Annotated in this window: 20 protein-coding genes and 1 tRNA gene; 8 read left to right on the top strand and 13 right to left on the bottom strand. The window is 51.1% G+C overall.

The features are described 5' to 3' along the window. The first annotated feature begins 13 nt into the window (after window positions 1–13). On the top strand, window positions 14–1,177 hold the full coding sequence (locus NHAL_RS15525) for a hypothetical protein (protein ID WP_238985370.1): 1,164 nt from the start codon (window positions 14–16) through the stop codon (window positions 1,175–1,177). A gap of 293 nt (window positions 1,178–1,470) precedes the next feature. Here NHAL_RS15525 and NHAL_RS15520 read toward each other — a convergent pair whose 3' ends face one another. Then, on the bottom strand, window positions 1,471–1,719 hold the full coding sequence (locus NHAL_RS15520; protein WP_013034096.1) for a hypothetical protein: 249 nt from the start codon (window positions 1,717–1,719) through the stop codon (window positions 1,471–1,473). 50 nt (window positions 1,720–1,769) lie between these two features. On the opposite strand from NHAL_RS15520, the gene NHAL_RS15515 reads away from it, so the two are divergent. Beyond that, complete coding sequence (locus tag NHAL_RS15515; protein ID WP_013034095.1) at window positions 1,770–2,969, top strand: O-succinylhomoserine sulfhydrylase; 1,200 nt, start codon at window positions 1,770–1,772, stop codon at window positions 2,967–2,969. Here the strand turns inward: NHAL_RS15515 and NHAL_RS15510 are convergent, their stop codons facing one another. After that, complete coding sequence (locus NHAL_RS15510) at window positions 2,970–4,166, bottom strand: class I SAM-dependent rRNA methyltransferase (protein WP_013034094.1); 1,197 nt, start codon at window positions 4,164–4,166, stop codon at window positions 2,970–2,972. It abuts the gene before it with no gap. Between the two features lie 36 nt (window positions 4,167–4,202). Here NHAL_RS15510 and NHAL_RS15505 point away from each other — a divergent pair, with 36 nt between their 5' ends. After that, window positions 4,203–4,622, top strand: a complete 420-nt coding sequence (locus NHAL_RS15505; protein WP_013034093.1) for a secondary thiamine-phosphate synthase enzyme YjbQ — start codon at window positions 4,203–4,205, stop codon at window positions 4,620–4,622. Between the two features lie 18 nt (window positions 4,623–4,640). Here NHAL_RS15505 and NHAL_RS15500 read toward each other — a convergent pair whose 3' ends face one another. The 3 genes from NHAL_RS15500 to NHAL_RS15490 form a co-directional block, all read right to left on the bottom strand. Beyond that, a complete protein-coding gene (locus tag NHAL_RS15500) occupies window positions 4,641–5,006 on the bottom strand; it encodes a hypothetical protein (protein ID WP_013034092.1) in 366 nt (121 codons plus the stop codon). 1 nt (window position 5,007) lies between these two features. Beyond that, window positions 5,008–6,330, bottom strand: coding sequence for a sulfite oxidase (locus NHAL_RS15495; protein WP_013034091.1), 1,323 nt, complete (start codon window positions 6,328–6,330; stop codon window positions 5,008–5,010). Between the two features lie 123 nt (window positions 6,331–6,453). Beyond that, window positions 6,454–7,356: an alpha/beta fold hydrolase gene (locus NHAL_RS15490; RefSeq protein WP_013034090.1), complete on the bottom strand. Its 903-nt coding sequence runs from the start codon at window positions 7,354–7,356 to the stop codon at window positions 6,454–6,456. A 121-nt stretch (window positions 7,357–7,477) separates the two neighbouring features. Between NHAL_RS15490 and NHAL_RS15485 the strand changes: the two genes are divergently transcribed. The 5 genes from NHAL_RS15485 to NHAL_RS15465 all read left to right on the top strand — a co-directional run bounded on the left by NHAL_RS15485 (window position 7,478) and on the right by NHAL_RS15465 (window position 11,735). Next, window positions 7,478–7,551: transfer RNA gene (locus tag NHAL_RS15485), tRNA-Gly, on the top strand. Between the two features lie 220 nt (window positions 7,552–7,771). Next, window positions 7,772–8,413 (top strand): arylesterase, encoded by a 642-nt coding sequence (locus tag NHAL_RS15480; RefSeq protein ID WP_013034089.1) that lies wholly within the window; start codon window positions 7,772–7,774, stop codon window positions 8,411–8,413. A gap of 26 nt (window positions 8,414–8,439) precedes the next feature. After that, window positions 8,440–9,153 (top strand): retropepsin-like aspartic protease family protein, encoded by a 714-nt coding sequence (locus NHAL_RS15475; RefSeq protein ID WP_013034088.1) that lies wholly within the window; start codon window positions 8,440–8,442, stop codon window positions 9,151–9,153. Between the two features lie 183 nt (window positions 9,154–9,336). Then, the gene (locus tag NHAL_RS15470) at window positions 9,337–9,762 is read left to right on the top strand and encodes a DUF2267 domain-containing protein (protein WP_013034087.1); all 426 of its coding nucleotides are present in this window, start codon (window positions 9,337–9,339) and stop codon (window positions 9,760–9,762) included. Between the two features lie 41 nt (window positions 9,763–9,803). Next, on the top strand, window positions 9,804–11,735 hold the full coding sequence (locus NHAL_RS15465; protein ID WP_013034086.1) for a S9 family peptidase: 1,932 nt from the start codon (window positions 9,804–9,806) through the stop codon (window positions 11,733–11,735). Between the two features lie 29 nt (window positions 11,736–11,764). Here the strand turns inward: NHAL_RS15465 and msrA are convergent, their stop codons facing one another. The 8 genes from msrA to gltB form a co-directional block, all read right to left on the bottom strand. Next, the gene (gene msrA, locus NHAL_RS15460; RefSeq protein ID WP_013034085.1) at window positions 11,765–12,403 is read right to left on the bottom strand and encodes a peptide-methionine (S)-S-oxide reductase MsrA; all 639 of its coding nucleotides are present in this window, start codon (window positions 12,401–12,403) and stop codon (window positions 11,765–11,767) included. A gap of 96 nt (window positions 12,404–12,499) precedes the next feature. Continuing rightward, entirely contained in the window at window positions 12,500–13,795 is a 1,296-nt protein-coding gene (locus NHAL_RS15455) for a pyridoxal phosphate-dependent aminotransferase (RefSeq protein WP_013034084.1), read from the bottom strand. Then, complete coding sequence (otsB, locus tag NHAL_RS15450) at window positions 13,792–17,733, bottom strand: trehalose-phosphatase (RefSeq protein WP_013034083.1); 3,942 nt, start codon at window positions 17,731–17,733, stop codon at window positions 13,792–13,794. Before otsB ends, NHAL_RS15455 begins: the two co-directional genes overlap by 4 nt. 82 nt (window positions 17,734–17,815) lie before the next feature. Beyond that, window positions 17,816–18,427: a sodium:solute symporter family transporter gene (locus NHAL_RS15445; protein WP_238985369.1), complete on the bottom strand. Its 612-nt coding sequence runs from the start codon at window positions 18,425–18,427 to the stop codon at window positions 17,816–17,818. Between the two features lie 321 nt (window positions 18,428–18,748). Continuing rightward, window positions 18,749–19,552 (bottom strand): aldo/keto reductase family protein, encoded by an 804-nt coding sequence (locus tag NHAL_RS15440; protein ID WP_013034082.1) that lies wholly within the window; start codon window positions 19,550–19,552, stop codon window positions 18,749–18,751. 170 nt (window positions 19,553–19,722) lie between these two features. Next, the gene (locus NHAL_RS15435; protein ID WP_013034081.1) at window positions 19,723–20,052 is read right to left on the bottom strand and encodes an STAS domain-containing protein; all 330 of its coding nucleotides are present in this window, start codon (window positions 20,050–20,052) and stop codon (window positions 19,723–19,725) included. Window positions 20,053–20,256: 204 nt separating this feature from the next. Continuing rightward, complete coding sequence (locus NHAL_RS15430; protein WP_013034080.1) at window positions 20,257–21,699, bottom strand: glutamate synthase subunit beta; 1,443 nt, start codon at window positions 21,697–21,699, stop codon at window positions 20,257–20,259. Beyond that, window positions 21,699–26,354, bottom strand: coding sequence for a glutamate synthase large subunit (gene gltB, locus NHAL_RS15425; RefSeq protein WP_013034079.1), 4,656 nt, complete (start codon window positions 26,352–26,354; stop codon window positions 21,699–21,701). Before gltB ends, NHAL_RS15430 begins: the two co-directional genes overlap by 1 nt. Window positions 26,355–26,833 lie beyond the last annotated feature (479 nt).

The raw sequence follows: 26,833 nt of genomic DNA, 5'->3' as shown, positions 1-26,833 counted from the left end.
AGCACTCAGTACTATGTTATTGTTGGCCAATCCCTTACAGGCTGAATGGAAGCTTCCCGATTCTTTTCAAGTCCACGGCTTTGCTTCGCAAGCCTTTATCCTGACTACGGACAATAATTTCTTTGGTAATAGTAAGGATGATGGTACGTTTGATTTTCGGGAGTTGGGGATCAATGCTTCTTGGAGAATTTTGCCTAAGCTTCAGATCGCTGCACAGGGGGTTTCGCGCTGGGCCGGGGAAAATGACGAAGGCGATCCAAGGTTGGACTATGGCTTAGTTGACTATACTGTCTTGAGTGATCCCGAGAATAGCTGGGGCATACGGCTTGGCCGCGTTATTAATCCTATCGGTTTTTACAATGATACTCGCGACGTGGCTTTTACCCGGCCGAGCATCTTTTTGCCCCAATCCATTTATTTTGATCGTACTAGGGATGTAGCCTTGTCGGCGGATGGTGGCCAGATTTATGGCGAACGGCGTACGAATATCGGAGATTTTTTCCTCCAGTTCAACATCGCAAGACCTAGGGTCGGTTCACGGGAAGAGCGGGCCCTGCTTGGCCACGATTTCCCTGGTGAGCTTGAGGGAGATACCTCTCTATTTGGACGTCTATTCTATGAGAAGGATGGAGGACTTATACGATTGGGTTTTTCTTCCTTTTGGGCTAATTTTGATTTTGATGCTGAGTTGCCTTCGGCTAGCCTTCCTTCGGGCTCAATTGAATTTTCGCCCCTGATATTTTCGGGACAATATAATGGGGAGCAACTGAGTCTGACAAGCGAGGTTGCTTTAAGACATTTTGATTATTCAGGGTTCGGGTCTGTAGATAATGATTTCACTGGCTTGAGTTGGTATGTGCAAGCCGCCTACCGTTTTTTGCCCAATTGGGAGGCCGTCGTCCGCTTTGATAGCCTTTGCGTTGACCTTGATGATTGTGATGGGGAGGAATTCGCTGCTCAATCTTTGCAATCGGGACATCAGCGGTTTGCCCATCGGCGGTTTGCAGATGATTGGATGGTAGGGTTACGCTGGGATGTGACCCCTTCCGTCATGCTGAGAGCTGAATTTCATCATATTAGGGGAACTGCTTGGATAACCCTTGAAGATAATCCAGACTTTAATGCCCTTGAAGAGGACTGGAATATGTTTTCTGTTCTGGTCTCCTTCCGTTTTTAAAGACTTTTCTGGGTTAAACCTGTCTAGTCAGCTCCATACGTATAAACCCTTATTTACTACTTTCATCTTTACGTCTAATCTTTTATGTGAGTAATGTTTATGGGTGCTACTTCGAGCAGCGCTTATGAATATTCTCCCCATATTGACAGCAGGTAAATAGATTATTCTCCGTAGGCGTACCTCAATGGAAGGTAGCCATCCGACGGTTGAGGCAGCACATGGAAGTGCTGCCGATTTTTATCTCCCGGCCCTTGCATCCAGGCTGAACCGGCCAGGCCCCTGTGCGGCTAAAATCAGCAATCCCCTTGCAGAGACACCAGCCTAGGATAAGCGCCAAGGTCCTTCCGATTTCCAACCCGATGATCCTTGGCAGCAAGGCACACGGTATTCCACAGGTTTCCATGTCCGCGTAACTCATTGAGGTAAGCCCCCAGCTTTGCCAGGGGACTCACCGAGGTTTGACTGGGGATTTTATTCATTCCTGCCATGAAGAAAATCGACGCGATGAGCATACGGCCAATTAGGGTAATGATATGCTGCATAATTGCCACCTATTGCTCATACGTGTTAAAAATAAATCATGGAGAGAAAGATGCTGACTGATGATCAAGACGAATACAGTTTTGCCACCTTGGCAGTGCGGGCGGGGCAGCAACGCACCAGTGAAGGCGAGCAGTCTGAGCCCATATTTCCTACTTCTAGCTTCGTGTTTGAGAATGCTGCTCAGGCAGCCGCTCGTTTTGCCGGTGAGGAAAAGGGTAATATTTACTCACGTTTTACTAACCCCACGGTCCGGACCTTCGAACAACGTCTCGCCGCTTTAGAGGGCGGGGAGTGTTGTGTGGCTACCTCGTCAGGAATGGCGGCCATCCTGGCTACTTGTCTGTCGCTGCTCAAGGCGGGAGACCATATCGTTTCCTCGGAGAATATTTTTGGAACTACGCGGGTGCTTTTCAATAAATATCTGGCCCGCTTTGGGGTAGAAACCACCTTCGTTCCTCTCATCCACTTAGAGGCTTGGCAAAATGCTTTGCGTCCGAATACTCGCCTGCTGTTCCTAGAAACTCCTTCCAACCCTTTGAATGAAGTAGCAGATATTGCTCAACTGTCAAGTTTAGCCCAGGCACATCATTGTCTATTGGTGGTGGATAACTGCTTTTGCACTCCAGCCCTGCAACGTCCCCTCGAACTCGGGGCGGATATTATCATCCATTCCGCTACCAAATATCTGGACGGTCAAGGGCGCTGTGTGGGGGGGGCCGTGGTGGGTGATGGGCAGCAAGTCGGAGAAGAGGTCTTCGGTTTTCTGCGCACTGCGGGCCCGACCATGAGTCCTTTCAATGCCTGGGTATTTCTTAAAGGCTTGGAGACCTTACAGGTGCGCATGGAAGCGATGAGTCAGCGGGCCCAGGCTTTAGCGGAATGGCTGGAGGCAAAGCCAGAAGTCTCAAAAGTATATTATGCCGGCCTGCCTTCTCACCCTCAACATGCATTGGCTGCAAGGCAACAAGCAGGGTTTGGTGGTCTGGTGGCGTTTGAGTTGGAAGGTGGAAAAGCCGCCGCCTGGACTCTGATTGATTCGGTAAAGTTTATCTCGATTACCGCCAATCTAGGCGATGCTAAAACCACCATTACTCACCCCGCGACAACGACCCATGGCCGTTTAACCGTGGAGGAACGGGCTGCAGCGGGAATCAGTGATGGCTTGGTGCGAATCTCCGTGGGCCTGGAATCCCTAGAAGACATCAAAAGGGATTTGCAGCGAGGCTTTGATGGAATCTCTAAGCGCTGATCAAGCTCTATAGAGGACTCGGCAGAGCAGGGTTTTGAGGTATTCAGTCTCTGGTATCGCAGGATGAATAGGATGGTCTGGACCCTGATGGCCCTGCTCAAGTATCTGAATGGTTCGATCTAGGTGCCGTCCAGTGCGGCGGAGGATATCCCGGAAAACGCCCCCTTGTAAGTGGCTGGAACAGGAGGAGGAGATCAAAATCCCATCGCGGGTGAGCAAGCGGGTAGCTAGTTCATTCAAGCGCCGATAGGCTGTGAGCCCCTGCTTGAGATCTTTTTTGCGCTTAATGAGGGCAGGAGGATCCAGGATCACCGCATCGAATCGTTCTTTATCTGCCTGTAAGGCATTCAAAAGGGAAAAAGCCTCGCCATGGAGGGCTGTGACGGCGCTAGCTCTTGGGTTAAGTTTAGCATTATGGTGGATAAAGTTGACAGCAGTCTCTGAGCTCTCTACACACAAAACCTGGTGGGCGCCTGCTACCAGAGCCTGGATTCCCCAAGCCCCCAGATAACTAAAGGCATCGAGTACCCGTTTGCCCTTAACATAGTGTTGCATCCGAGCCCGGTTCAAACGATGGTCGAAAAACCAACCGGTTTTTTGCCCCCCCATCAAGGGCACCTTAAAATGCCCCCCGTTTTCATGTAATGGGGCGGCTTCGGGGACTTCTCCCTGGACAATTTCAAGGTAGGATTGTAATCCTTCCAGAAGGCGAATGGGGGTGTCATTGCGCAGTATGATGGCCTGTCCGGGTATCGTTTTGTTCAATGCAGCAATGATGGCTTCCTTGACTTGCTCCATCCCGGCGGTTGTGATTTGAACCACCAAGATATTATCATAGCGATCCACTACCAGTCCCGGCAGACCGTCACTTTCCCCGAAGACCAAACGGTAGTAAGGATCAGCAAACAGACGATCTCGAAGTGAGAGAGCCACCTTGAGTCGGTGTATCAGCAAAGAAGGTCCAAAAGGGTAGTTGGGATCGCGGCTAACTAGCCGTCCGCAGATGAGGGAATGAGGATTGACGTAACCTGTGCCAAGCACTTTATCATTGCTAGCGGTAATGGCAACAGGGGCACCCGCTTCGAACTCAGTGAGGGGGCTACGCCTAATATCCACCTCATTACTAAATATCCATAAATGGCCAGCTCGTAAGCGGCGCTCCTCTCCCTTTTTTAAATAGAGTGGTTGGAATTTCATAGTTGTCGCAAAATTAAGTTAATAAGGAGACTAAAAATGAAAAGCTATCGCAAAGAACTCTGGTTTAATGTGCCTAGTCGTCGGGGATTCGTCAACATCACGCCGCAGGTTGAAGAGTGTTTGGATGAAAGCGGGGTAAGCGAAGGACTGGTGCTTGTCAATGCGATGCATATTACCGCCAGTGTTTTTATTAACGATGACGAACCGGGGTTGCACCATGATTATGAAGAATGGCTAGAGAAACTTGCGCCCCATGAACCTATTCGTCAGTACCGCCATAATGATACAGGAGAAGATAATGCCGACGGCCACCTGAAACGCCAAGTGATGGGACGAGAGGTGGTCGTTGCGGTTACTGACCGGCGCTTAGATTTTGGGCCTTGGGAGCAAATTTTCTATGGCGAATTCGATGGCCGCCGGCGTAAAAGGGTGTTAGTGAAAATCATTGGGGAATAGATTTTTAAAATATATAAGTTATTGAGGAGGCTCCTCTTTCTCCAAGAAGTACCATTTCTCGATTTTTAAATTTGGTCGCCTTCCCCGGGCTTCTGGGGCATAATGCTTAGCAAGGTAATCTAAGATGGCTTCTTCTGTCTGGGGGTCAAATTGCCAGAGATTTTGGGTCCGCTGCATCCAACGAATGGTCTTTTTCCATCCTTCCCGAGTGGCTCGGTTCTGAGTAATAAGTCTGGCTGAATGGCAACCCGCACAGTTAGCTTTTACGATTTTGAATCCTTCATCAATGACCAAGCCTGTCTTCTCATCAACCTCCTTTTGTGCCCAGGAGGAGAAGGTCAGGGCTCCAATCAAAAACCCACCGATGAGCGAAGGTGCTTTCATGCTACAGGATTTTGACGGCGATGCGATGGCAAGCGTTATTTAAGTACCCCTTTGGATTCCATCCTGGAACCAGCATCGGCTGCATTTTTCCGTTTTCATCAGTAGCTCGAGCCCAGACTTCGTAATAACCCCGTTCTGGGAAATTGACGGTGGTTTCCCAATGTTGCCAGGCGTATGGGTTCTTGGGTGCTTTGAGTGAGCAGGGCTGCCAAGTAGCGCCAAAATCGATGGAAACCTCCATGGCGGAAACCGATAAATCACCGGCCCAGGCATGCCCTCTTAGCTTTAGAGATTGTCCTAGTTTGAGCATGGCGCCGCTGCGTGGAGAGGTGATAATAGATTTCACCGGCATCGATTCGATGATACACATTTCATCTTCTGTCACTTTTGTCCCCGGCGCCACTGGATGGCAAGGGACTCGATAGGAGTAACCCCCCATTTTGGTGCCGTCATGAATTTGGTTGCGAATCACGATTTTTTCAAGCCATTTCCCAGAAGTTGAAGCTGGCCAACCGGGGCATACCAGTCTTAGGGGATAACCATTGAGGAGAGGAAGATCTTCACCATTAATTGCCCAGGCAATTAATGAATGGGGTTCAAGGGCTTTTGATATGGGGACGCCTCTAGAGATAGGGACTTTATGGGGGGCACCACTGAGATGGGTATCTTTACCATAATAACCGATATATACCGCATCCTCTTGGATGCCTGCTGATTTTAGTACCTCTCCTAAGCGAACTCCCGTCCATTCAGGACTTCCGACAGCACCTACCGTCCATTGATTACCGGGGGCAGGGGGATGGAACTCGCTTCGGCCATTCCCGCCGCATTCAATCGTGAGTTGGTAAGTATAGTTTTTAAATTTTGTTTTTAATTCCTCAAGGGTATAGCTCACGGTTTTTTTTGCGGACTCACCGGTAATTGTCAAGGTCCAATGATGAATATCGATATCCTGGGGTGGGATACCGTTATTACGAACAAACAATTTATCTGCGGGAGTAATGGGATCGTCTAAGAGGTGGGCCGGTGTTTCCGCATTGACAGGACGGTCATTGAGAATAATGAGCTCTGGATGTTTTCCCGGTAACTGGAAGGGTTCTGTAGAATCCGCAAGTACCACAGGGATGAGTCCTCCTGGCATGTTTCGCCAAAAGGGAATGTGGGCGCCCAATGCCGCACTCATGGCGAAGAGGGCACCTTTTTTTAAAAAACCTCGCCGGGTAAGGGGATCAACCTCTCTGCCCCAGAGCATTTTGTCTGCCTCTAAGGGGTCTGTTGCATAGAGTTCGTGGATACCTTTTTTTATCCCTTTGCCCTGTTCCATAACATCTCCTTGCGGTGGAAAGTGCTGGCCTTAGTTAGGGGGAGCGGCGTTTCTGATACCATAAATTCGAGGCGAATAGAAAAAAGATAGCATTGTATGGATTTAATTGGTGATTTTTTAACTTTACAAGCTGAGTTCTGGACTCGCTTGCATTTCTTTCAAAGCCCCAAGAATATTATCCATGTAGTTGATGGGTAAAGAGAAATGACCTTCATCCGGGAAGTATTGGGCCTGGGCAGAAGGTAATATTTTTTCCAGATAGCGGGCATGGGAAGCGGGAACTGTCGCATCGGCCTCCCCTTGCCACAGGTGAATTTTTAAACGAATATCTTCTAACCGGAAGCCCCAAGGATGGGCATAGAGTTTGAAATCTAAGAGCGCTCCCTGGGGACCCTTGTGAAGGGCCTCCCGCATAGACGCCAGAAGGAATGCTTCAATATCGGGACGTTTTAGCACCAGGCTATCTGCCTTTGGGGCAGAAATAGTTAATAAGGATTGGGTTACCCGGGGGAACCAGTATAAAGCCTGGGCCACAATTCCTCCATAGACAAGGGGCAGGAGCCAGGAAGCACGTTTGGCAAGGCCAAAGCCCAAGCGGGCGGGCCATTTCATGTCATGGGCAGCCCATGATTCGTAGACGGGTCCCAGGCCATTGACGATGCCTACCCCCCGGAGGTAGGCGGGGATCTTCCAAGCACAGGCAAGGACATAGGGTCCCCCCCCTGAAATTCCCAATAGGGAAAAAGGGGAAAGATCCAGGGCGTTGGCCAACTCAGCCACATTATCAGGCCAGTCAAGCATACATCGTCCGGGTTTGAAATCTGATAACCCGTAACCTGGCCGATCTACAGCGATAAGGTGCCACCGATTTCGCTTTGCCGCAGCATCAATGATTTGGGCTTCTAGCCGAGAAGCAGGGAAACCATGGCAGTAAAAGAGAGGGTCGCCGTGAAGATCGCCATATTCCGCATAACCAAGCCGGTAGCCATCTTTGAGCACAAATTGTTGACTGGTGAGATTAGTCATTATTAGGAGTCCGAAAGAGAAACATTGTTATTGGGGTTTATTAATATAAGATTTTGATTTGATAATGAAAATAGGTAGATGCTTGCCAGCTGGCTGGTGGATACGTAAAATTATGCTAGCCGCGGGTGTAGTTCAATGGTAGAACCTCAGCTTCCCAAGCTGATGACGTGGGTTCGATTCCCATCACCCGCTCCAATTTCAAACCTTCTCAAGCTCACTCTTCTCAGTCACTTTTTTCCCTAATCTTTAGCATCCTCGGAGGTCGGCAGGATTTTCCACTGAAACCTAGGTTTGAGGTAGAGAGGAATAAGAATTATAAGGAACTCAGCAAACCTCGTCAGATCTCTATAATTTCTTGGTTAGGTGACGAAGTAACTTCACACGAAGGGTTAAGATAGGGAAACAGGCTGATACGATGAACATTATACACCTACACCGAATCTGGAAGCTTGCAGGGTTTGTCCTTTTGTGGGGAGCGATAATCGTTGCCGTTGCTTGTAGCGACTCTCCCCAATTATCGAAGCTGCCCCCCGATGGAACCATTTTGGCTTTTGGGGACAGCATTACTTATGGTACGGGGGCAGGGGGCTCCCAATACAGCTATCCTAGCATTCTTGAGGAGAGAGTTAATCGCCAGGTCATTAACGCCGGGGTGCCTGGAGAGTTAAGCCGTCAGGGACTAGCCCGCTTACCCGAAGTATTGGAGCGGTATCAGCCTCACCTTGTGGTGTTATGCCATGGAGGCAATGATCTTTTGCGCAAACAGGATGATACCCAGATTGCGGCTAATCTCCGGGGGATGATAGAACTTATTCAAGAGCAGGGCATCGAGGTCATCCTATTGGCGGTACCGAGGCCTGCAGTATTTTTTATGGATGTGGCTGATTTTTACGCTACGATTGCTAGAGAATATCAAATCCCCATTGATAGTGAAACGCTTGTGCGCTTGGAAAAGGATCCTGCCCTTAAGTCGGATCAAGTTCACCTTAACCAGGAAGGTTATCGGCAGTTGGCTGACGCTGTCGTTAATTTATTGGATATCTCTAATGCCATCTAGCTTTAGGGTTTGAGGAGACCCCGTTTATGGCAGGAGATATTCGCATTCCCCTTTATTTGATGGCCGCGCTAATTATTATCACTCCTGCCTATGGAACAGCTCAGGAGCCTTTAGCCAAAGTAGAGCGGACGTTAAATGAGGAGTTAAAAAGATTATCCGCGATGCATGGTATTGTGATTGAAGGCCTTGAAAAAACCAAAACCGCCCTAGCGCCCTCAGTGCAAGGCCCATTGCGGCAGCAGCTTCAGAAGCTCCTTGCTGATTTTAATTACGTTATTATTCAAACGCCTGATAAGGAGATCGAGCGGGTACTCATTTTGCGCCCCAAAGAAGCTACGCCCGATATTCCCGAACAAATCGTCTTGGCGACGGAGCGAAGTGGTAATCATCATGTCGTTCGGGTGACAGTTATGGGTTCCCGCTCAATGGCTATTGAAGTTTCACTATTGGTGGATACCGGAGCCTCACTAGTGGTGCTTCCCTCTTCAATTATCCCCGATCTTGGTTTTAATGCGGACGATTTTGAGGATCGGGAGGTGCAAACGGCCAATGGTCCTGTGAAAGCGAAAGTAGGGCAGCTACGCGCTATCGAGATTGGCCCGGAAGTCGTCTATAACGTGGAAACAGCCTTTATCGATGACAGCCTCCTTGGTCGCAATGGGTTGTTGGGGATGAATGTGCTGGGCCGTTACCTGATGACCATTGATGATCAGCAGAACCGGATTACCCTGATCAAATAGCCATAAAGGCGGTTTGAGAAATGGCCATGATACCCAATTGAATATTGGTTGGGTTTACCTATACTTGTGGTACAAAGGGGAGTGTAGCCAAGGAACTTTAGGACCTTACAATTTTATACCAAGGGGGAGCAACAGGATAGGGTCCTATAAATTAATATAGTCATAATGGAGAGGAGGTGTCCCATGAGTGCTACCGGGCTTGAAGTTTTTGACTCAACTTTGCAAAAGACATCTCTATGGTTGAATGACCTCATGATGGAGATGGGGTGGAAAGATCGGCACAAGGCTTATTCAACCCTGCGGGCGGTGTTGCATGTGCTTCGGGATCGCCTCATGGTGGATGAAGCCGTGGATCTAGGCGCTCAGTTACCCATGCTAGTAAGAGGATTTTACTATGAAGGCTGGCGGCCGGCCGGCAAGCCCCTTAAGTATCGGCATAAAGAAGAGTTCTTGAATTATGTCACGGAGAAGTATCGAGGTCTTGAGGGGACTGAGCAAGAGCGGGCGGTAAGCGCAGTTTTTAAAGTCTTATCTAAGCATGTGACGGGGGGTGAAATTGAAGAGGTAAGAAATCAATTACCGGAAGAAGTACGCGCCCTTTGGCCCTAATAGGGGTGACGTGAATATTATGCTTACGCTAGGGAGGAGATGTGCTCGCACCCATAGAAAAACCCTACGGTTCGTGGAAATCACCCATTACTCCTGACCTTATTGTTTCGGAAACCATTGGTTTAGGTCAGGTAGCGCTTTCTAAAGACGCAGTTTATTGGATGGAGATGCGTCCCACCGAAGGGGGCCGGAGTGTGATCTTGCGTCGAACCCGGAATGGAGAAATTAAAGAGATTAATCCTCCCCCCTATAATGCTAGAACGCGGGTGCATGAATATGGTGGTGGTGCCTATTTAGTGGCCGGGGACTCGGTATTTTTCGCAAATTTTGAGGATCAAAGGCTATACCGTCACCAGAGAGGAACTGCCATCCAGCCGATTACCCCGGAAGGTGATTATCGTTACGCCGACGCCATTTTTGATGGGGTGCGGAATCGTCTTATCTGTGTCCGTGAAGACCACACTGATAAGACCCGGGAGGCGGTCAATACCCTAGTGAGTATTCCTTTTGACGGCAGTGGCCAGGTTTCAGTGCTTGCCTCCGGGGCGGATTTTTATTCCTCGCCTCGCCTCAGTCCTGATGGAAATCGCTTGGCTTGGTTGACCTGGAATCATCCCCACATGCCCTGGGACGGGACTGAGCTCTGGGTAGCTCAGGTAGATGGAGCGGGCTCTTTAGGAGAGGCAAAGCCCATTGCAGGCGGGAGCAGTGAGTCCATTTTCCAGCCTGAGTGGTCGCCTGAAGGCACTTTATATTTTATCTCTGACCGGACCGGATGGTGGAATCTTTATCGGTGGCGCGAAGAGCAAGTGGAAGCAGTCACTCAGATGACGGCCGAATTTGGTTTACCCCAATGGGTGTTTGGTTTATCCACTTATGCTTTTGAGTCGGTAGACCGCATTATCTGCACCTATAGCAGCAAGGGTGTGAGCCATCTGGTTAGCATAGATACGACTACCTGCGCCCTGGAAGAATTTGATCTTCCCTACACGGAGATAGGATTTTTACAAGCTCAGTCCGGGCGCGCCGTATTTATTGCGGCCTCACCCACGGAATTCCCGGCTGTCGTTCAATTGGATCTGAGCACTGGGGATCTAGAAGTACTGCGGCGCGCGAGCGAGATAACGATGGATCCCGATTACTTTTCCATTGCCGAGGCCATCCAGTTTCCCACAGAGGGGGGAGCCTTCTCCCATGCTTTCTTTTATCCAGCGAGGAATAAGGATTTTATGGGGCCGCCAGGTGAGCGGCCTCCTTTGTTGGTGGTGAGCCATGGCGGACCCACTGCGGCCACCGATAATACCTTAGATTTAAAGATTCAATATTGGACCAGCCGGGGGATTGCCGTGCTTGATGTGAATTATCGAGGCAGCACCCATTATGGTCGAGAATATCGCCGGCAACTGGGGGGACAATGGGGGCTGGTCGATGTGGATGATTGTGTTAACGGTGCCTTGTATCTGGTTCAGCGAGGAGAGGTGGATCCAGAACGTCTCGCTATTCGGGGGGGGAGTGCGGGTGGTTTTACCACATTGGCGGCATTGACCTTTCATGAGGTATTCAAGGCAGGTGCGAGCTACTATGGCGTCAGTGACTTGGAGGCGCTGGCAAAGGAGACCCATAAATTCGAGTCCCGTTACCTGGACCACTTGATTGGGCCTTATCCGGAACGGGCCGATCTTTACGCGGCTCGCTCACCGATTTATGCCGTGGATAGACTCTCTTGCCCGGTTATTTTTTTTCAGGGCTTGGAAGATAAGATTGTACCCCCTGAACAAGCCGAACAGATGGTAGAGGCGCTGCGTAGGAAGGGGTTGCCTGTGGCCTATGTTCCTTTTGAAGGCGAGCAACATGGCTTCCGGAGGTCGGAAAATATCAAACGTGCGCTGAGCGCAGAGCTCTATTTTTATTCTCGGGTTTTTGGGTTTGATTTAGCAGAGGAGATTGAACCCATCGCTATTGAAAATCTTTAATAACATTGCCCATATTGGCTTTGCCTCCCTTAGTCGGATTCCCCCCAAAGTTGTTGCAGTCGCTGATCCCGACCACAGGCAAATCGATATAACTTGTAGCGGATTGGGTTTTTCTGATAGTAGTTCTGATGATACTTCTCTGCGGTATAAAATGGAGTCGCCGGTTTGATTTCAGTGACGATAGGCTGATCGAAGCGGCCAGAGTGTGCTAATTGGGTTTTAGATTCTTCGGCCAAGCGTTGCTGTTCTTCGTTGTGGTAGAAAATGGCAGGTCGGTATTGATTGCCTTGATCACAGAATTGCCGGTTTGCAGTGAGGGGATCAATGTTATGCCAAAAAACCTCCAGTAACTTGGCATAGCTCACTTTCTTTGGGTCATAGAGGACCTGGATTGCTTCCGCATGACCGGTTTTCCCGGCAGAGACCTCTTCGTAGGTTGGATTTTCCAGTTGGCCATCAATATAACCCGAAGTAGTTGAAATAACGCCCTCTAGCTTGTCAAAAGGCGGTTCCATGCACCAAAAGCAGCCACCAGCAAAAGTGGCTTTCGCCAGGTCTTTATCATCTACCGCTAGAGCGGGGCGGCCACTTGTAATGGCAAGTAGACTGAGAACAATCAAACTATTGGCAAGGCGTTGCTTTATTATCTTATTTGCTGCTATTACCATAGTTACCCTCCTTAATTTTTATATAAGACTACATTGGGAAGATAAGGTTGCGATTTGGGGGGACATGTCTAATCTGATGGGTTATGGGTGAGTCTTTTAACTTAGCCAGTTACATAGCCGTTCTATTCCATGAACAACGGGGTAACAGTAAGTACGCAAAAAAGCCTCGTTCGGCTCCGTAGTATCGGGTAGGGCTTCTAACGCTGCTAATGCCTTACCGCCGTCGAAATCGACGCAGGCAAGCCGGGCTGACAGTTCGTCTAAGGGACGTCCAAATACGCTGCCGGGTAAAATGGCAACCCCCGTTTCCTCTAGTAGACGGGTACAGAGGATTTCGCTGTTGGTCATAGAACGGCGGCAGAGTTGCTCCCGCAGGGGGTCGAAATTGGGAAACAGGTAGAATGCGCCTTGGGGGTCGGCGACCGCTGCGCCTATATCCCGTAGCCGGCGTGCGGCGAAGCGGGTGAGGGCGTGAAGAAGGCGCCGGACTTGTCGCGTATAGTGCTTGATTTCGGTGCTACCTCGAAAAGCCTCAACGGCTGCATATTGGATGGGAGCACTGGTTGAAGTAAAGGTTTCGCTGGCCACTGCCGCCATGCTCTCTAAGAGCCAGGTTAGGGACTGAGGAAAAATAAAGGCGCCGAGCCGCCATCCGCCCGCCCCACACCATTTACTCAAGCCATTGCTGATGAGGGTGCCCTCCGGGTAAAAACGAGCGATAGAGATATGCTTCCCCTCAAAATGCAGCTCGCTATAGATTTCATCTGCCAGCACCAGGACCCGATAGCGCCGGGCTACTTTGGCAATCGCTTTTAGCTGCGCGGCACTGTAGGTCATGCCGCTGGGGTTGCCTGGGTAGTTAAGAATTAGCAGTCGTGGACGTTCCGGATCGGTTTGACACAAATTATTCAGGGCTTCAGGTGTCACTCCAAGCCCGGTCTCTATTTGGGTTGGAAGCCAGCGGAGATGGCGACCAATAATGGAAGCTTGGGGAGCGTAGGAGACCCAACTTGGAGTTGGAATGACCAGGTCGCCATAATAGACTAGTTGGACAATAAACATTAGCTCCTTACTGCCTGGCCCCACCAAAATTTTATCGGGGGAGTAGTCTAAGCCTTCAGTACGTTGATAATAGCCAACAATGGCTTCGCGCAGTGCAGGTAGGCCTTTCACCGGCAGGTAATCTTTTTGGTGGGCATTGGCCTTGAGCGCCTCAACGATGGGCAGAGGGATGGGAAAAGGGGATTGGCCGAGACCGAAGCGGAAGACTTCTTTGCCGTCACGGATGAGTCCAGCACAGCGTTCGTTGATAGCCAAGGTGGCAGATTGGCTGAGACCGCGAACATTGAGATTAAGGTGAGTCCGTGGGGAATACTTAGGGTTCAAATTCATAGCTGGATTTCTTTCACCTTGCCTTCTTCAAGTTGGAATTGACTTCCTTTAACTTCTATTTTTACGGGTGCAGCCCCACTGGTAAGGGATTCTATCTTTAATTTCTCACAAGAAATCTCTAGCTCTAACCAGTGCCCGCGGTAACGCAGGTGTATGTGAATACTTCTCAATTTTTCAGGGAAGCGAGGATTGAGACGTAGCACTTGACCTCTAGCCTCCAGCCCCGTGTAACAGCGTTGCACTAGATCGACGCAGCCTGCCATGGCGCCCAGATGGATACCTTCAGGAGTAGTTCCCCCCTGAATATCTGCCACATCGGTCTTCAATGCTTCCTGGAAGAGTTGCCAGGAGTGTTCCCGGTCCCGGCGGGTGGCAACCCAAGAATGGATGATCCAGCTTAGGGAGGAACCATTGGAGGTCCGTTGGAGATAATAATCGATGTTCTTAGGGATCTGCTCCGGATCAAACGGATAGCCGAGTTGCTTGAACAGCTCACCTAATTCCTCTGAGGAGAAAAGGTAAAACAACATCAGCACATCGGCTTGTTTTGACGCTTTATAGCGGTTGACTGTATCGCCTTCCGCCTCCAGAAGGCGGTCTAAGCGTTGAATATTATCGTATTTCTTTCGGTAGCCTTCCCAATCGAATTCCTCTAGTTTGGCATAGCCCTCGAACTGGCTAATGATACCGTCGTCATGGAACACTACTCGCATCTTACGGCTGATGTCTTGCCAGCGTGTTTTCTCCGATTCCTGGATGGCCAATTTTTCGCAAAGCTGCTGACATTCTTGCTCCGGCAATAATTGGAACAGCTCCAGGGCTTTGTTCAGCACGAAAACAGCCATAAGGTTGGTGTAGGCATTGTTGTTGAGGCCGGGGCTTTCAGCCTCTGGGTAAGCATCGTGAAACTCGTCTGGCCCCATGATTCCTAGAATTTCATAGCGATCTAGCCCTTCGTTGTAGGTGGCGATGCTAGCCCAGAACCGGGCAATCTCCAGAATCATTTCCGCCCCATAGAAAGCGAGAAAATTTAAGTCGCCAGTGACTTGAAAATACTGCCAGATGTTGTAGGCGATGGCCGCGTTGATATGCCGCTGCAAGTGAGAATTATCGGGTATCCAGCGTCCCGATTGGGGGTTAAGATGAAGCTGCTGGGATTCTTCCCGCCCATCGCTACCGCTCTGCCAGGGATACATGGCGCCTTTATAGCCCAGTGCTCGGGCCGCCTTGCGCGCTTCATTCAGTCGACGATACCGGTACATGAGCAGGGTTTGCGTGATCTGAGGGGCACGATAATTGAGAAAAGGAAAAATAATCAATTCATCCCAAAAAATATGTCCCCGATAGGCTTCCCCATGCCACCCCCGGGAAGGCATGCCAACATCAATATCCAGGGAGTGCATCGACGCGCTTTGGAGGAGATGAAAACTGTATAGCCGAAGGATTCGCTGGATGTGGTGATTACCAGCGCTTCTAGCAATTTCCAGTTGCATATCAAACTGTCGCCAAAGGTGTTTCCAGGCCAGACAGTGGGTGTCCCAAAGGCCTTCAAAACGAGGGGCATCCTGGATGGTCTTGACCGCTTCTAGGCCGCATTCGGAAATGGCCGAATCCCGGGCCGTATAAAGGGCTACCGTCTTTTCCAGCGTGAGCGGGATTCCTTTCTCCATTTCGACGGTAAATGCTTGAGCGACATAAGCGGTTTCCTCCTCCATCTGCCGATCTACCGCCGCAGGTTTATTATCGAGGAAGACCTCCAACCTAGCCGCCTGAGCAATGGTCAGTTGGGATTGATTCGTTCGTACCTTAAGCAGGAGAATTTGGTTGTTGATTGGTTGGGTTTCTACCGGCTTCAAATGCTTACTATTCAGCGCTTGGTATCGGGCTACCCCGGAATTAATCACTTGTCCATCCAAGGCCGAGTGCACCTCCAAGGTGCCAGACCAATTGAGGGGGATAATCACCGTCTCCAATGCGGCAAGGTGCATGTGGGCCATGCTCGCCAGGCGGCGTTGAGTCACCCGGGTTTCCCTGTCTTTTTCATCACGGAAATGGACTATACGGGTGAGTATTCCTCGTTTGATATCCAGTTCTTGGCGATAGAAGAGAATCTCCATTTCTTTTAAATCAAACCATTTCCCGTCGATATGGCGAAAATCTAGACACAACCAGTTAGGTAAATTGACGAGATCTTCGTTTTCCACCGTACGTCCAGCGATAGCTGTCTTCAAGCGATTATAGCCACCTGCTAGATAGGTTCCTGGATAGTGGATGTTGTCGGCCTGGGATTCTGGAGCTGCCCCGCGGGTGGCAAAGTAGCCGTTCCCTAAGGTACATAAGGCTTCCCGTAAGCCTTCTTCTTGGGCTTCAAAGCCGCGGTAAGTCAGGGTCCAGGCATTGCGTTCTCCCAGCATTCGGGTCAGGGCATGGAGAAATTCCCTCACCTGATGGGAATCCTTCAAGCGGTATTCCGCGTAAGTATCCCGGGCCTCTTCTCCCACCACCAGTCCCAAACCCCGTTCTTCCAGAACTTGAAAGGCGTCTTCATCAGTAATGTCATCGCCGATGTAAAGGGGGAGCACATCCGGGCGGTTGAGTTCTAGTTTGTCCAGCAGCCACAACAAAGCCCGGCCCTTATCCCAGGCCACATCCGGCTGAAGCTCATACACTTTTTTGCCATGGCTTTTATGTAACCCTGGGTGTTGCTCCAACGTCTGCTCCACCATCTTTTCTATGGCGCCGATCTGGGCCTCCGCCACATTGCGGTAATGAACCGCAATGGAAAATCGCTTGCGTTCTATCTGGGCTCCTGCAATATTTTCTAGTTGTTTTTTCAGTGCCTTCTCTGCTTCATCCAGGGCCGGGAGGTGGGCTTGGGCCTGCTCCTGCTCCATTTCCAGCTCCCCAGGACCGGCGATTTCAAAGCCATGACTGCCGGCGTAATAAAGACTGTCAATGGCCACCCGTTGGCGCACGTCTTGCAGTCCCCGACCACTAATAATGGCCACTGTGCATTGTTCAGCCAGCATCCTCAATGTCTGGCCCATTTCTCCTGAGAGGATGGCCTTTTCAGGGTGGGAGACAATGGGGGTGAGGGTGCCGTCGTAGTCGAGAAAGGTGACCACCTCCCGTTGGGCGATGTTGTCTTGGAGCGCGCTTAGGGCTTCTAGGGCAAGAGAAAGATCAAGCATGTGGACTACGATCCCTATCTCCGCCAGATCCTTGACCACAATGTCAGCCCCGGCCGCTTTCAGCGCTTCCGTCTGCTTCTCCCGATCGACTCCAATCACGCGGCCAAATTGGCCTTGTCTGCCTGCCTTAACTCCTGCTATCGCATCCTCAAAGACCACACAGCGCTTAGGTTCTAAGCCTAACCGATTGGCAGCCTCCAGGAAAATATCAGGGTGAGGTTTGCCCTTGAGGTCTAAAGTTGCCGCATCGTTGCCATCCACCTTCACCTCAAATAGATGGGTGAGTTTCACCGTATCCAGGATGCGGCCGCAATTCTTGCTGGAAGAGACTACGGCGGTCTGAAATCCTTTACTGCGCAGACGCCGAATCAACTGGACGGAGGTGTGATATACTTCTGCCCCTTCCTTTTTCAACTTTTCCTGAAAGAGTTCATTCTTGCGGTTACCTAACCCACATACCGTTTCCTTCTCTAGCAAGTCACAGGGATCGCCATAGGGTAATTCGATATTGCGGGACTGGAGAAAGCTTCTCACCCCCTCATAGCGGGGTTTGCCGTCCACATACTCGCGATAATCATGGTCGTCAAAAGGCTTGAACGCTGCGCCTTGAGCCCGTTTTTGCAGAAAATCGTCAAACATGGATTTCCAGGCGGCAGCGTGAACACGAGCCGTGCGGGTAATCACCCCATCTAGATCGAAAATGACGGCATCAAAGTAGCTACGGGAAATTGTCTTATGGGTATTCATTACTTTTACATAGTAGATAAAAATATTTTATGTATGGTGAAAAATCCGGAGTCCTCACCAAAGAGGAAAGGTGCTCCTCGGGTTATTCGCTGTCTGGCTTAGCTTCCGAAAGGGTATCGACTTTTCCGAACAGGCATAGCACTCCAAAAGTCGCTAGACCCGCTAGAATGCCTGGCATTCCTTCGTAGAGAGCATGATGGAGATCCAACCAGCGCCAGGCCATGGCCACACCGACGCCCACACCTAGAATGGTCAAAGCTTGCCAATCCGTGGGTTTTCCGCCCATAATGTAAATTAGTAATAAGGGCACAAAAGCTGAAGCCAGAAACGACCAGGACAAGATAACTAAGGTGAATACGTTCTTGTTATTACTGAGCGCAATTGCCAAGGCCAACGCCGTAACAACCACGGTGGTTGTTTTTATCTCCCCCATGTTTTCAAGGCGTTGCGGCAGTAAATCATGGGTGAATGCCGCTGAGCAAGATAGCACCAACGAGTCTGCCGTGGACATGGTCGAGGCAAAAATACCGGCTAGTAGCACCCCCACGAGCATATCAGGCAGTAATTGTAGGCCTATGGTGGGGAGGGCTAACTCCGGGTCAAAGCTCTGTGATTCCGGCAAATATACTCGGGAAAGGATTCCTACCCCTGTGGCCATAAAGTAAAATAACGCAAACCACAAATAATAATACACTGACCACAAAACTATTCCTAAAAAAGAAAGGTGGCCGGGCTTCCTGTGTTTACAAATCACAGTATGCCTATTCATTAGCGTAGAGGAATATGTGAGTCTGCGCCAATGCACTGCTCTGCAGAGGGAGGCAAGACGGCATGTGTCCTATCAAACACCTAGGCAAGGTTGGCCAACAAGAGGCGAAACGGTAATAGAATTAAGGTCTCGACGAAGGCAGGAGTCGGATCTTTTTACCTTGTGATTTTTATATATTGCAGAACGCCATCGGGGTCATCTTTGCTTGCTGGTATTCTTCTGTAACAGTCTGGAAATAAGTTACTATTAGACATAAGGCAAAGATCCTAGTGATGAATATTCTTCGTTCAGATTACTGAGAATTTCCATGTCTTGAGTACTTATTTCGAAATCAAAAATGCCAAGGTTTTCTTCTAAATGGCTTTTCTGATTAGCTTTCGGTAAAGGAACCGTACCGAGCTGGATATTCCAGCGAAGCATCATTTGCGCAGGTGTTTTATGGTATTTGCTGGCCATTTGATTAAGCGCTTTATTATCAAGCCTGTTGCCACGGGTCAGTGGGCTGTATGCCTGAATAACGATGTTATTCTTAGCGCAAAAGTTCTTGAAATCTCCACTATGGCCGAACGGACTCCATTCAATTTGGTTTACAGTAGGTACTTCGCTGGTGGCATCGATCAGTTTCTGACTGAGTTCAGCCGAGTAGTTGCTTACCCCAATATCTTTTGTAAGACCCTCTTTTTTGGCGCGAATTAAACCATCCCACAACTCCTCACCAGCGCCTGTGGTGGGTGGACGATGAATAAGCATCAGATCGCTATACTCCAAATCCATCTCACTCAAATATTCTTTGGTGGCTTGGTAGGCATCGTCGGTTTCTTCTACTTTCGTTACGATATAGAGGCTACCGCGGCTGATTTTACTTCTTTTTATCGCCTCACCAATGCCTGGTTGCGTGCCGTAATCGCTTGACGTGTCAATCATCCGGTATCCGAGTTCTAGGGCATAGGCGACGGTGCCCGCAGTATCAATCGTTAACTGCCAAGTCCCTAAACCAAAAATAGGCATGGCATTTCCACTGCGAAGCTGGACACTTGATTGTGCATTCATAACTCCTCCAAGATGGCTTACCTCGCTGTTTCAAGTTCTGATCGGTTGCCTTGGAATTTCATACGTTGGCCCTGGCACTTGAGCTGGAGATGGGCGTGCGGGACTAGGGCATGCATGCCACAGGCCGATCCCATGGAGTGGGGATCGTTCAAAGCCCTGGCTTGCTAGGGTTACAAGATCGTGAAATGGGGGTCAAATCCGTGTGACCACAGTGCCTTTTTCAAATGGGGTCGACAATGGAGGAGCAGGAGGTCCGTCCGTTCCTTGGCAAGACTCTCTTTCAACATCCAGAGCAACGTATAGCCGGAGTCGTGAATGGAGACAGTCTCTTGAAGATCGATGATCACTTTTATCTCGGAGTCCCGGGCTTGTTGCGCGATCTCCCAAAACTCCCGGCACATGGAGATGTCCAGGATGGTGGGGGGAGATAACGTCACGGTGCGGTTTTTAACTTTGGCCGGGGGGGTACTGGTTACCGCAGGGTGAGTGGCTAATGACATGATAGCCTCCCTTAATTGATAAGGCATTGGATATAACAAGATCCCCTGTATTTAACAAGGGCTGATGATTTCTTATGAAATATGTTAAGCCAATGTCTTCCAATATGAAATTAGGGTTTCTCCCTAATTGTTTGGTGCTGTACTCCAGCTCACGGGGGTGTATTCCCCACAGTGAGCTGGAGTGTTTAAGCGGGTGAGAGGCCGTCAGCGAGGCAAGCTCGAGTGGCCCATGAGAAATTCATCCACAGCTTGAGCGGCCTGTCGACCTTCACGAATAGCCCAAACTACGAGGGATTGACCGCGGCGCATATCGCCAGCAGCAAAGACCTTCGGGATGGAAGTTTGATAGCTTTCGGTATCTGCTTGCACATTGCCGCGTCCATCTAGGGCAGTACCCAACTCCTGCAACAGGCCTTCGTGCACTGGATGAATGAAGCCCATGGCTAGCAGTACCAAGTCGGCGGGAAGCTCCAACTCGGTGTTGGGTATTTCCTGCATTTTCCAATGCCCCTCTTGGTTCTGACGCCATTCAAGGCGCACCACCTGGAGAGCCGTGACCCGGTCATTTTCTCCCAGGAAGGTCTTGGTCGCGACCGCCCAATCCCGCGAGGCACCTTCTGCTTGGGAACTGGAGGTGCGGAGTTTATAAGGCCAGTTAGGCCAGGTGAGAAGCTTATCCTCCTTTTCCGGAGGCTGGGGCATGATCTCTAACTGGGTGACAGAGAGCGCACCCTGGCGGAAAGAAGTCCCGATACAGTCTGAACCCGTGTCACCGCCACCCAGGACAACCACGTGTTTGTCCTTGGCGCTAATGCTCTCTTGCTCAGGGAGGGTGTCTCCGGCCACATGGCGGTTTTGTTGGGTCAGAAAATCCATCGCAAAATGGATCCCCTTGAGTTCCCGTCCCGGGATGGGAAGGTCCCGGGGGTGTTCGGCCCCTCCAGCCAGAACCACCGCGTCGTATGTCTCAACCAGTTGGCGTGCAGGAACGTCTCCCCCAATATGGGTATCTGGGTGGAACTGTACGCCTTCTGCTCGCATCTGGGCCATACGCCGGTCAATGAGGGATTTGTTCATCTTGAAGTCTGGAATCCCATAGCGAAGTAGGCCACCAATCCGATTGCTTTTTTCGAACACTTCGACCTGATGTCCCGCCCGAGCCAGTTGCTGGGCGCAAGCCAGTCCTGCTGGGCCTGAACCCACGATAGCGACCCGCTTTCCTGTCTTATGGGTGGGGACCTCAGGGGTGATCCAGCCTTCCTCCCAACCCTTATCGACAATAGCGCATTCGATGGTTTTAATGGTGACCGGTTCATCGGTCAGATTGAGGGTGCAAGAAGCTTCGCAAGGGGCGGGACAGATGCGGCCGGTGAACTCCGGGAAATTATTGGTAGAGTGGAGGACCTCGAGGGCTTGGCGCCAGTCATCCCGGTATACCAAATCATTCCAGTCGGGAATAATGTTATTGACGGGGCAAGCGGGATGACAAAAGGGAATACCGCAATCCATGCAGCGGGCCCCTTGCTCCCTGAGTTCGCCCTCGCTTAAGGGCAAGGCAAATTCCCGAAAATGTTGAATCCGGTCTGCCACCGGGGCATCGGTCCGATCCCGGCGGGGAATTTCCATAAATCCAGTAGGTTTACCCATTAGCCTAGAGCCTCCTTTTTCATGGCATGGACGGTTTCTCTAGCCGCTTGTGCCCGTTCCATTTCCTGCAAGGCGCGCCGGTAATCTACTGGCATAACTTTGACAAACCTGGGCAAATAATCGTTCCAGTTTTCCAGGATTTGGCGAGCCCGCTCGCTATTGGTGTGCTGCTGATGCTTCTCAATAAGACCTCTGAGGCGTTGAGCATCGAAGCGACTGATATGGTGGCTAACATCCACTCGACCATGGGTTTCTAAATCCCCCCCCTGGTGTTCTAGGTGCTCTAAAGCCTCATCTTCTTCGGTAATGGGTTCCAATTCCACCATTGCTAGGTTACAACGTTGCTCAAAATCTCCAGTCTCATCCAGTACATAGGCAATACCACCACTCATACCCGCAGCAAAGTTGCGCCCGGTTTTGCCGAGCACCACCACGACCCCCCCTGTCATATACTCGCAGCCATGGTCCCCCAGGCCTTCCACCACGGCAGTCACTCCCGAGTTGCGCACTGCGAAACGCTCGCCAGCCACCCCATGGAAGTAACACTCGCCGCTGATGGCGCCATAAAGCACAGTGTTGCCAATGATGATATTTTCTTCAGGCACGATGGGACATTCAGGGGGAGGGCAGATGACCAAGCGGCCGCCAGAGAGCCCTTTTCCTACGTAATCGTTCGCTTCACCGATGAGCTCCATGGCAATGCCATGGGCCAGAAAAGCGCCAAAGCTCTGTCCAGCAGTTCCTCGAGCCTTGATCTGGATGGTATTTTCTGGGAGGCCCTGATGGCCATAACGCTGGGCGATTTCCCCGGAGAGCATGGCGCCTACCGTACGGTGGGTATTGCGTACCGGGATCTCAATTTGCACCGGCTCCTGGCGTTCTAGGGCAGGTTGGGCTTGGGCAATGAGTTGCCGATCCAAGGCCTTATCCAATCCATGATCCTGGGTTTCGCGATTATAGATAGCTACCTCGGGGCCTACCGCAGGCTGGTGAAGGATCCGGGAGAAATCCAATCCCTTGGCTTTCCAATGCTCGATGGCCCGCCGCGTGTCGAGGGTATCTAAACGTCCGATCATTTCATCAAAGCGGCGAAAACCCAATTGGGCCATCAGTTGCCTGACTTCTTCGGCGACGAAGAAGAAGTAGTTGACCACGTAGTCAGGTTTGCCGACAAAACGTTTGCGCAGTTCCGGGTCTTGGGTGGCGACCCCTACCGGGCAGGTGTTTAAATGGCACTTGCGCATCATAATGCAACCTTCCACAATGAGTGGCGCGGTGGAGAAACCGAATTCATCGGCCCCCAGCAGGGCGCCGATGACTACATCACGACCGGTACGCATGCCCCCGTCCACTTGGACGGAAATACGGCCACGAAGCCGGTTCAGCACTAAGGTTTGTTGGGTCTCGGCAAGACCAATTTCCCAGGGGAGGCCGGCATGCTTGATAGAAGTCAGGGGACTAGCGCCCGTCCCGCCATCATGCCCGGCAATGGTCACATGGTCTGCGTGGGCTTTGGAGACCCCGGCAGCGACGGTGCCTACCCCGACTTCGGAGACCAATTTGACGCTGATTCTGGCCCGGGGATTGACGTTTTTGAGATCAAAGATGAGCTGCGCCAGATCCTCAATGGAGTAGATGTCGTGATGGGGCGGGGGGGAGATGAGCCCCACGCCAGGGGTCGAATGGCGCACCTGGGCAATGGTGGCATCCACTTTATGCCCGGGGAGTTGTCCCCCTTCGCCGGGTTTGGCCCCTTGGGCCATTTTAATCTGGATGTCATCCGCATTGACCAAATACTCGGTGGTGACGCCAAAGCGGCCGGAGGCCACTTGTTTGATGGCTGAACGCATGGAATCCCCATTGGGCATGAGCTTAAAGCGCTCGGGTTCCTCACCCCCTTCACCGGTATTGGATTTGCCGCCAATGCGGTTCATGGCAATGGCAAGGGTGGTGTGGGCCTCGTAGGAGATAGCGCCGAAGGACATGGCTCCCGTGGCAAAGCGCTTGACGATCTCACTGGCTGGCTCCACTTCCTCCAACGGGATGGAGTTCTCGGCAAAACGGAATTGGAATAAGCCCCGCAAGGTGAGCAACCGTTTGTTTTGCTCGTTCACCAATTGGGCATATTCTTGATAAGTCTTGGCTTCATTGGCACGGGTGGCATGCTGGAGTTTGGAGATGGTTTCAAAGGTCCACATATGGTCCTCGCCGCGGAGGCGGTAGGCATAGTAGCCTCCCACATCCAACCCATGGCGGTAGATGGGCGCATCGCTGTAAGCGTCCCGATGCCAGCGGCATGCTTCTTCAGCAATTTCGCCAAGACCTGCCCCCTCGATAGTGGAAGCCGTACCGGTAAAGTACTTTTCTATAAAATCACTAGAGAGCCCCACTGCGTCGAAGATCTGAGCGCCGCAGTAGGACTGGTAGGTAGAGATGCCCATCTTGGACATGATTTTCAATAGGCCTTTGCCTACCGCTTTAATATAGCGTTTTTGGACTTCTTCTTCGCTGAGCTTCTCCGGAAGCTTTTTGCGCAGGGTGGAGAGGGTTTCGAAAGCCAGATAAGGGTTAATGGCCTCAGCCCCATAGCCCGCTAGCACGGCAAAATGATGCACTTCGCGGGCAGCCCCCGTTTCCACCACCAGGCCAGTCTCGGTCCGCAGCCCCGTCTGTACCAGGTGATGGTGTACGGCTGAGGTGGCGAGCAGCGCTGGTATGGCGATATGGTCCATGTCCATGCTGCGATCCGAAAGGATTAAAATATTGTATCCTTCATGGACAGCCCGCTCAGCCCTTTGACAGAGATTTTGCAGGGCCGCTTCCATGCCGCCAGCACCTTCTGTCACCGGGTAGCAAATATCCAAGGTATGGGTACGAAAGGCCCCACCCGTATGATCTTCAATGCGCCGTATCCGCTCTAGATCGGTATTGGTGAGGACGGGTTGGCTCACCTCCAGCCGTTTATGGGTCCCCCCCACCTGGGGGTGTCCCAACAGATTGGGACGTGGCCCAATTAGGGAGACCAGGGACATCACCAATTCTTCCCGGATGGGATCTATCGGCGGATTGGTCACCTGGGCAAAGCGCTGCTTGAAATAATTGGAGAGGGGGATGGCCCGGTTGGAGAGTACCGCTAGGGGTTCATCGGCACCCATGGAGCCCACGGCTTCCTGTCCCGTAATGGCCATGGGAGTCATGAGAAACTTAAGGTCTTCTTGAGTGTAACCAAAGGCCTGTTGGCGATCCAGGAGAGTCTCTGGGGCAGGGGCCATGGGTCCTGTCTCGGCAGGCAGCTGTTCAATTCGGATTTGGGTCTGATCCAGCCATTTTTGATAGGGTTCGGCATCCGCCAGCTTTCTTTTCAGCTCATCATCATCGATGATGCGCCCCTCTTCCAGGTCGATGAGCAACATCTTGCCCGGCTGCAGCCGCCATTTTTTGACAATCCGTTCCTCGGGAATATCCAGAACCCCCATCTCTGATGCCATGACCACGAGATCATCCTTGGTCACCAGGTAGCGGGCAGGGCGCAAACCGTTACGGTCTAGGGTGGCTCCGATCATGCGCCCGTCGGTAAAGGCCATCGCCGCTGGGCCGTCCCAGGGTTCCATCAGGGCCGCATGATATTCATAGAAGGCCCGTTGTTTCTCATCCATTAAGGGATTGCCGGCCCAGGCTTCGGGAATGAGCAGCATCATCGCGTGGGCAAGAGGATAGCCGCCAGTGACCAGGAGCTCTAGGGCATTGTCAAAGCAGGCGGAGTCGGATTGCCCTTCCGCAATCAGGGGCCAAAGTTTTTTAAGATCATCGCCTAGCAGTTCGGAGGTCATGGAATGGCGTCGCGCAGCCATCCAGTTGATATTCCCTCGCAAGGTATTAATTTCCCCGTTGTGGGCGATCATCCGAAACGGTTGGGCTAGATCCCAAGAGGGGAAAGTATTGGTAGAAAAGCGTTGGTGGACCAGGGACAGGGCGGTCGTCATGCGCTCGTCTTTGAGGTCCAGAAAATAGGAAGCCACTTGATTGGCCAGGAGCATACCCTTGTACACCAAGATCCGGGAGGACATGGAGGGAATGTTGAAGGCCGCTGGATCTGCTTTATCCAAGCCCCGCGCAGCGTTTTCTATTTGCTTGCGGATCACAAACAGCTTGCGCTCAAAGACATCACCTGAAGGGGTATTTTCGCCACGACCAATAAAGACCTGCCGGACTACCGGTTCTACTGCCTTAACACTTTCCCCCAGCTTGATGTTATCGGTGGGTACATCTCGCCAACCAAGCAGGGTTTGACCTTCGGCTTCGATGTAATAACTAATCCGCTCTTCGCAGGCAGCGCGGTTATCGGTCCCTTGGGGAAGAAAGAGCATGCCAACGCCATATTCGCCGGCGGGTGGCAGCTTTATTCCCTGGCCTGCGCATTCCTCCCGGAGGAAGCGGTCAGGCATCTGAATCAGGATTCCCGCGCCATCTCCAGCCAGTGGATCCGCACCCACAGCGCCGCGATGAGTTAGGTTTTCCAGAATCCGTAGACCCTGTCGGATAAGGTCATGGCTCTTGTGACCTTTGACATTGGCGACAAAACCAACACCACAAGAGTCGTGTTCGTTGTGAGGGTCATACAGACCCTGCTTAAGTGGTAGGGCCTCGTCACGCATATCCAACCTCTTTCAATTTCTTGGATCCCAACTGGTGGGGTAGGGCAACAGGAGATTTGAATGGGGCGCATAAGCTAGCCTGACCCGATCCTTAGGAGGTTGTAGTGCTCCAGGACCAAGTGTCATCATTCTTTCCTGTCTTGTAGTTTTACCCCGGTAATAACCAACAAAAGGACTAAATTATATAACTTTATAACTTCTAAGCTGAACTTTGTCTATTTCATGGCTAGGCTTTATCAGTATTAGTACTGATCCTGCTGTATGGCAGGGCGTTTTGATTAGGACGCAGGGGGTATTGAATTATCTATCTTTGCTTCCAATCGTTATGTTTAGGGCTTAGAAGGAAGCCCAGAGCGGGCGTATCAGATGAAAGAGCACTCTTTCTCCTTATACAAATGCCCGGTTTGGAGCCGTTCTGTTCCAATGAACTTTCCTATTTTAAGGTAATGAACATTTTATATAAAGGCTTTTTGGGTATT

This window comes from Nitrosococcus halophilus Nc 4, from assembly GCF_000024725.1.
Taxonomy (GTDB): Bacteria; Pseudomonadota; Gammaproteobacteria; order Nitrosococcales; family Nitrosococcaceae; genus Nitrosococcus; species Nitrosococcus halophilus.
Note: the sequence above shows the minus strand (reverse complement) of the source record. Positions and strands in the feature narration are given on the sequence as shown.

Bases quoted from the DNA above. Each gene is read 5' to 3' on its own strand.
- otsB (WP_013034083.1), bottom strand. From the start codon at position 17,733: ATGAATACCCATAAGACAATTTCCCGTAGCTACTTTGATGCCGTCATT.
- NHAL_RS15435 (WP_013034081.1), bottom strand. From the start codon at position 20,052: ATGTCATTAGCCACTCACCCTGCGGTAACCAGTACCCCCCCGGCCAAA.
- NHAL_RS15440 (WP_013034082.1), bottom strand. From the start codon at position 19,552: ATGAATGCACAATCAAGTGTCCAGCTTCGCAGTGGAAATGCCATGCCT.
- NHAL_RS15500 (WP_013034092.1), bottom strand. From the start codon at position 5,006: ATGAAAGCACCTTCGCTCATCGGTGGGTTTTTGATTGGAGCCCTGACC.
- NHAL_RS15455 (WP_013034084.1), bottom strand. From the start codon at position 13,795: ATGAATTTGAACCCTAAGTATTCCCCACGGACTCACCTTAATCTCAAT.
- NHAL_RS15515 (WP_013034095.1), top strand. From the start codon at position 1,770: ATGCTGACTGATGATCAAGACGAATACAGTTTTGCCACCTTGGCAGTG.
- NHAL_RS15480 (WP_013034089.1), top strand. From the start codon at position 7,772: ATGAACATTATACACCTACACCGAATCTGGAAGCTTGCAGGGTTTGTC.
- NHAL_RS15495 (WP_013034091.1), bottom strand. From the start codon at position 6,330: ATGGAACAGGGCAAAGGGATAAAAAAAGGTATCCACGAACTCTATGCA.
- NHAL_RS15520 (WP_013034096.1), bottom strand. From the start codon at position 1,719: ATGCAGCATATCATTACCCTAATTGGCCGTATGCTCATCGCGTCGATT.
- gltB (WP_013034079.1), bottom strand. From the start codon at position 26,354: ATGCGTGACGAGGCCCTACCACTTAAGCAGGGTCTGTATGACCCTCAC.
- NHAL_RS15490 (WP_013034090.1), bottom strand. From the start codon at position 7,356: ATGACTAATCTCACCAGTCAACAATTTGTGCTCAAAGATGGCTACCGG.
- NHAL_RS15505 (WP_013034093.1), top strand. From the start codon at position 4,203: ATGAAAAGCTATCGCAAAGAACTCTGGTTTAATGTGCCTAGTCGTCGG.
- NHAL_RS15475 (WP_013034088.1), top strand. From the start codon at position 8,440: ATGGCAGGAGATATTCGCATTCCCCTTTATTTGATGGCCGCGCTAATT.
- NHAL_RS15510 (WP_013034094.1), bottom strand. From the start codon at position 4,166: ATGAAATTCCAACCACTCTATTTAAAAAAGGGAGAGGAGCGCCGCTTA.
- NHAL_RS15525 (WP_238985370.1), top strand. From the start codon at position 14: ATGTTATTGTTGGCCAATCCCTTACAGGCTGAATGGAAGCTTCCCGAT.
- NHAL_RS15430 (WP_013034080.1), bottom strand. From the start codon at position 21,699: ATGGGTAAACCTACTGGATTTATGGAAATTCCCCGCCGGGATCGGACC.
- NHAL_RS15470 (WP_013034087.1), top strand. From the start codon at position 9,337: ATGAGTGCTACCGGGCTTGAAGTTTTTGACTCAACTTTGCAAAAGACA.
- msrA (WP_013034085.1), bottom strand. From the start codon at position 12,403: ATGGTAATAGCAGCAAATAAGATAATAAAGCAACGCCTTGCCAATAGT.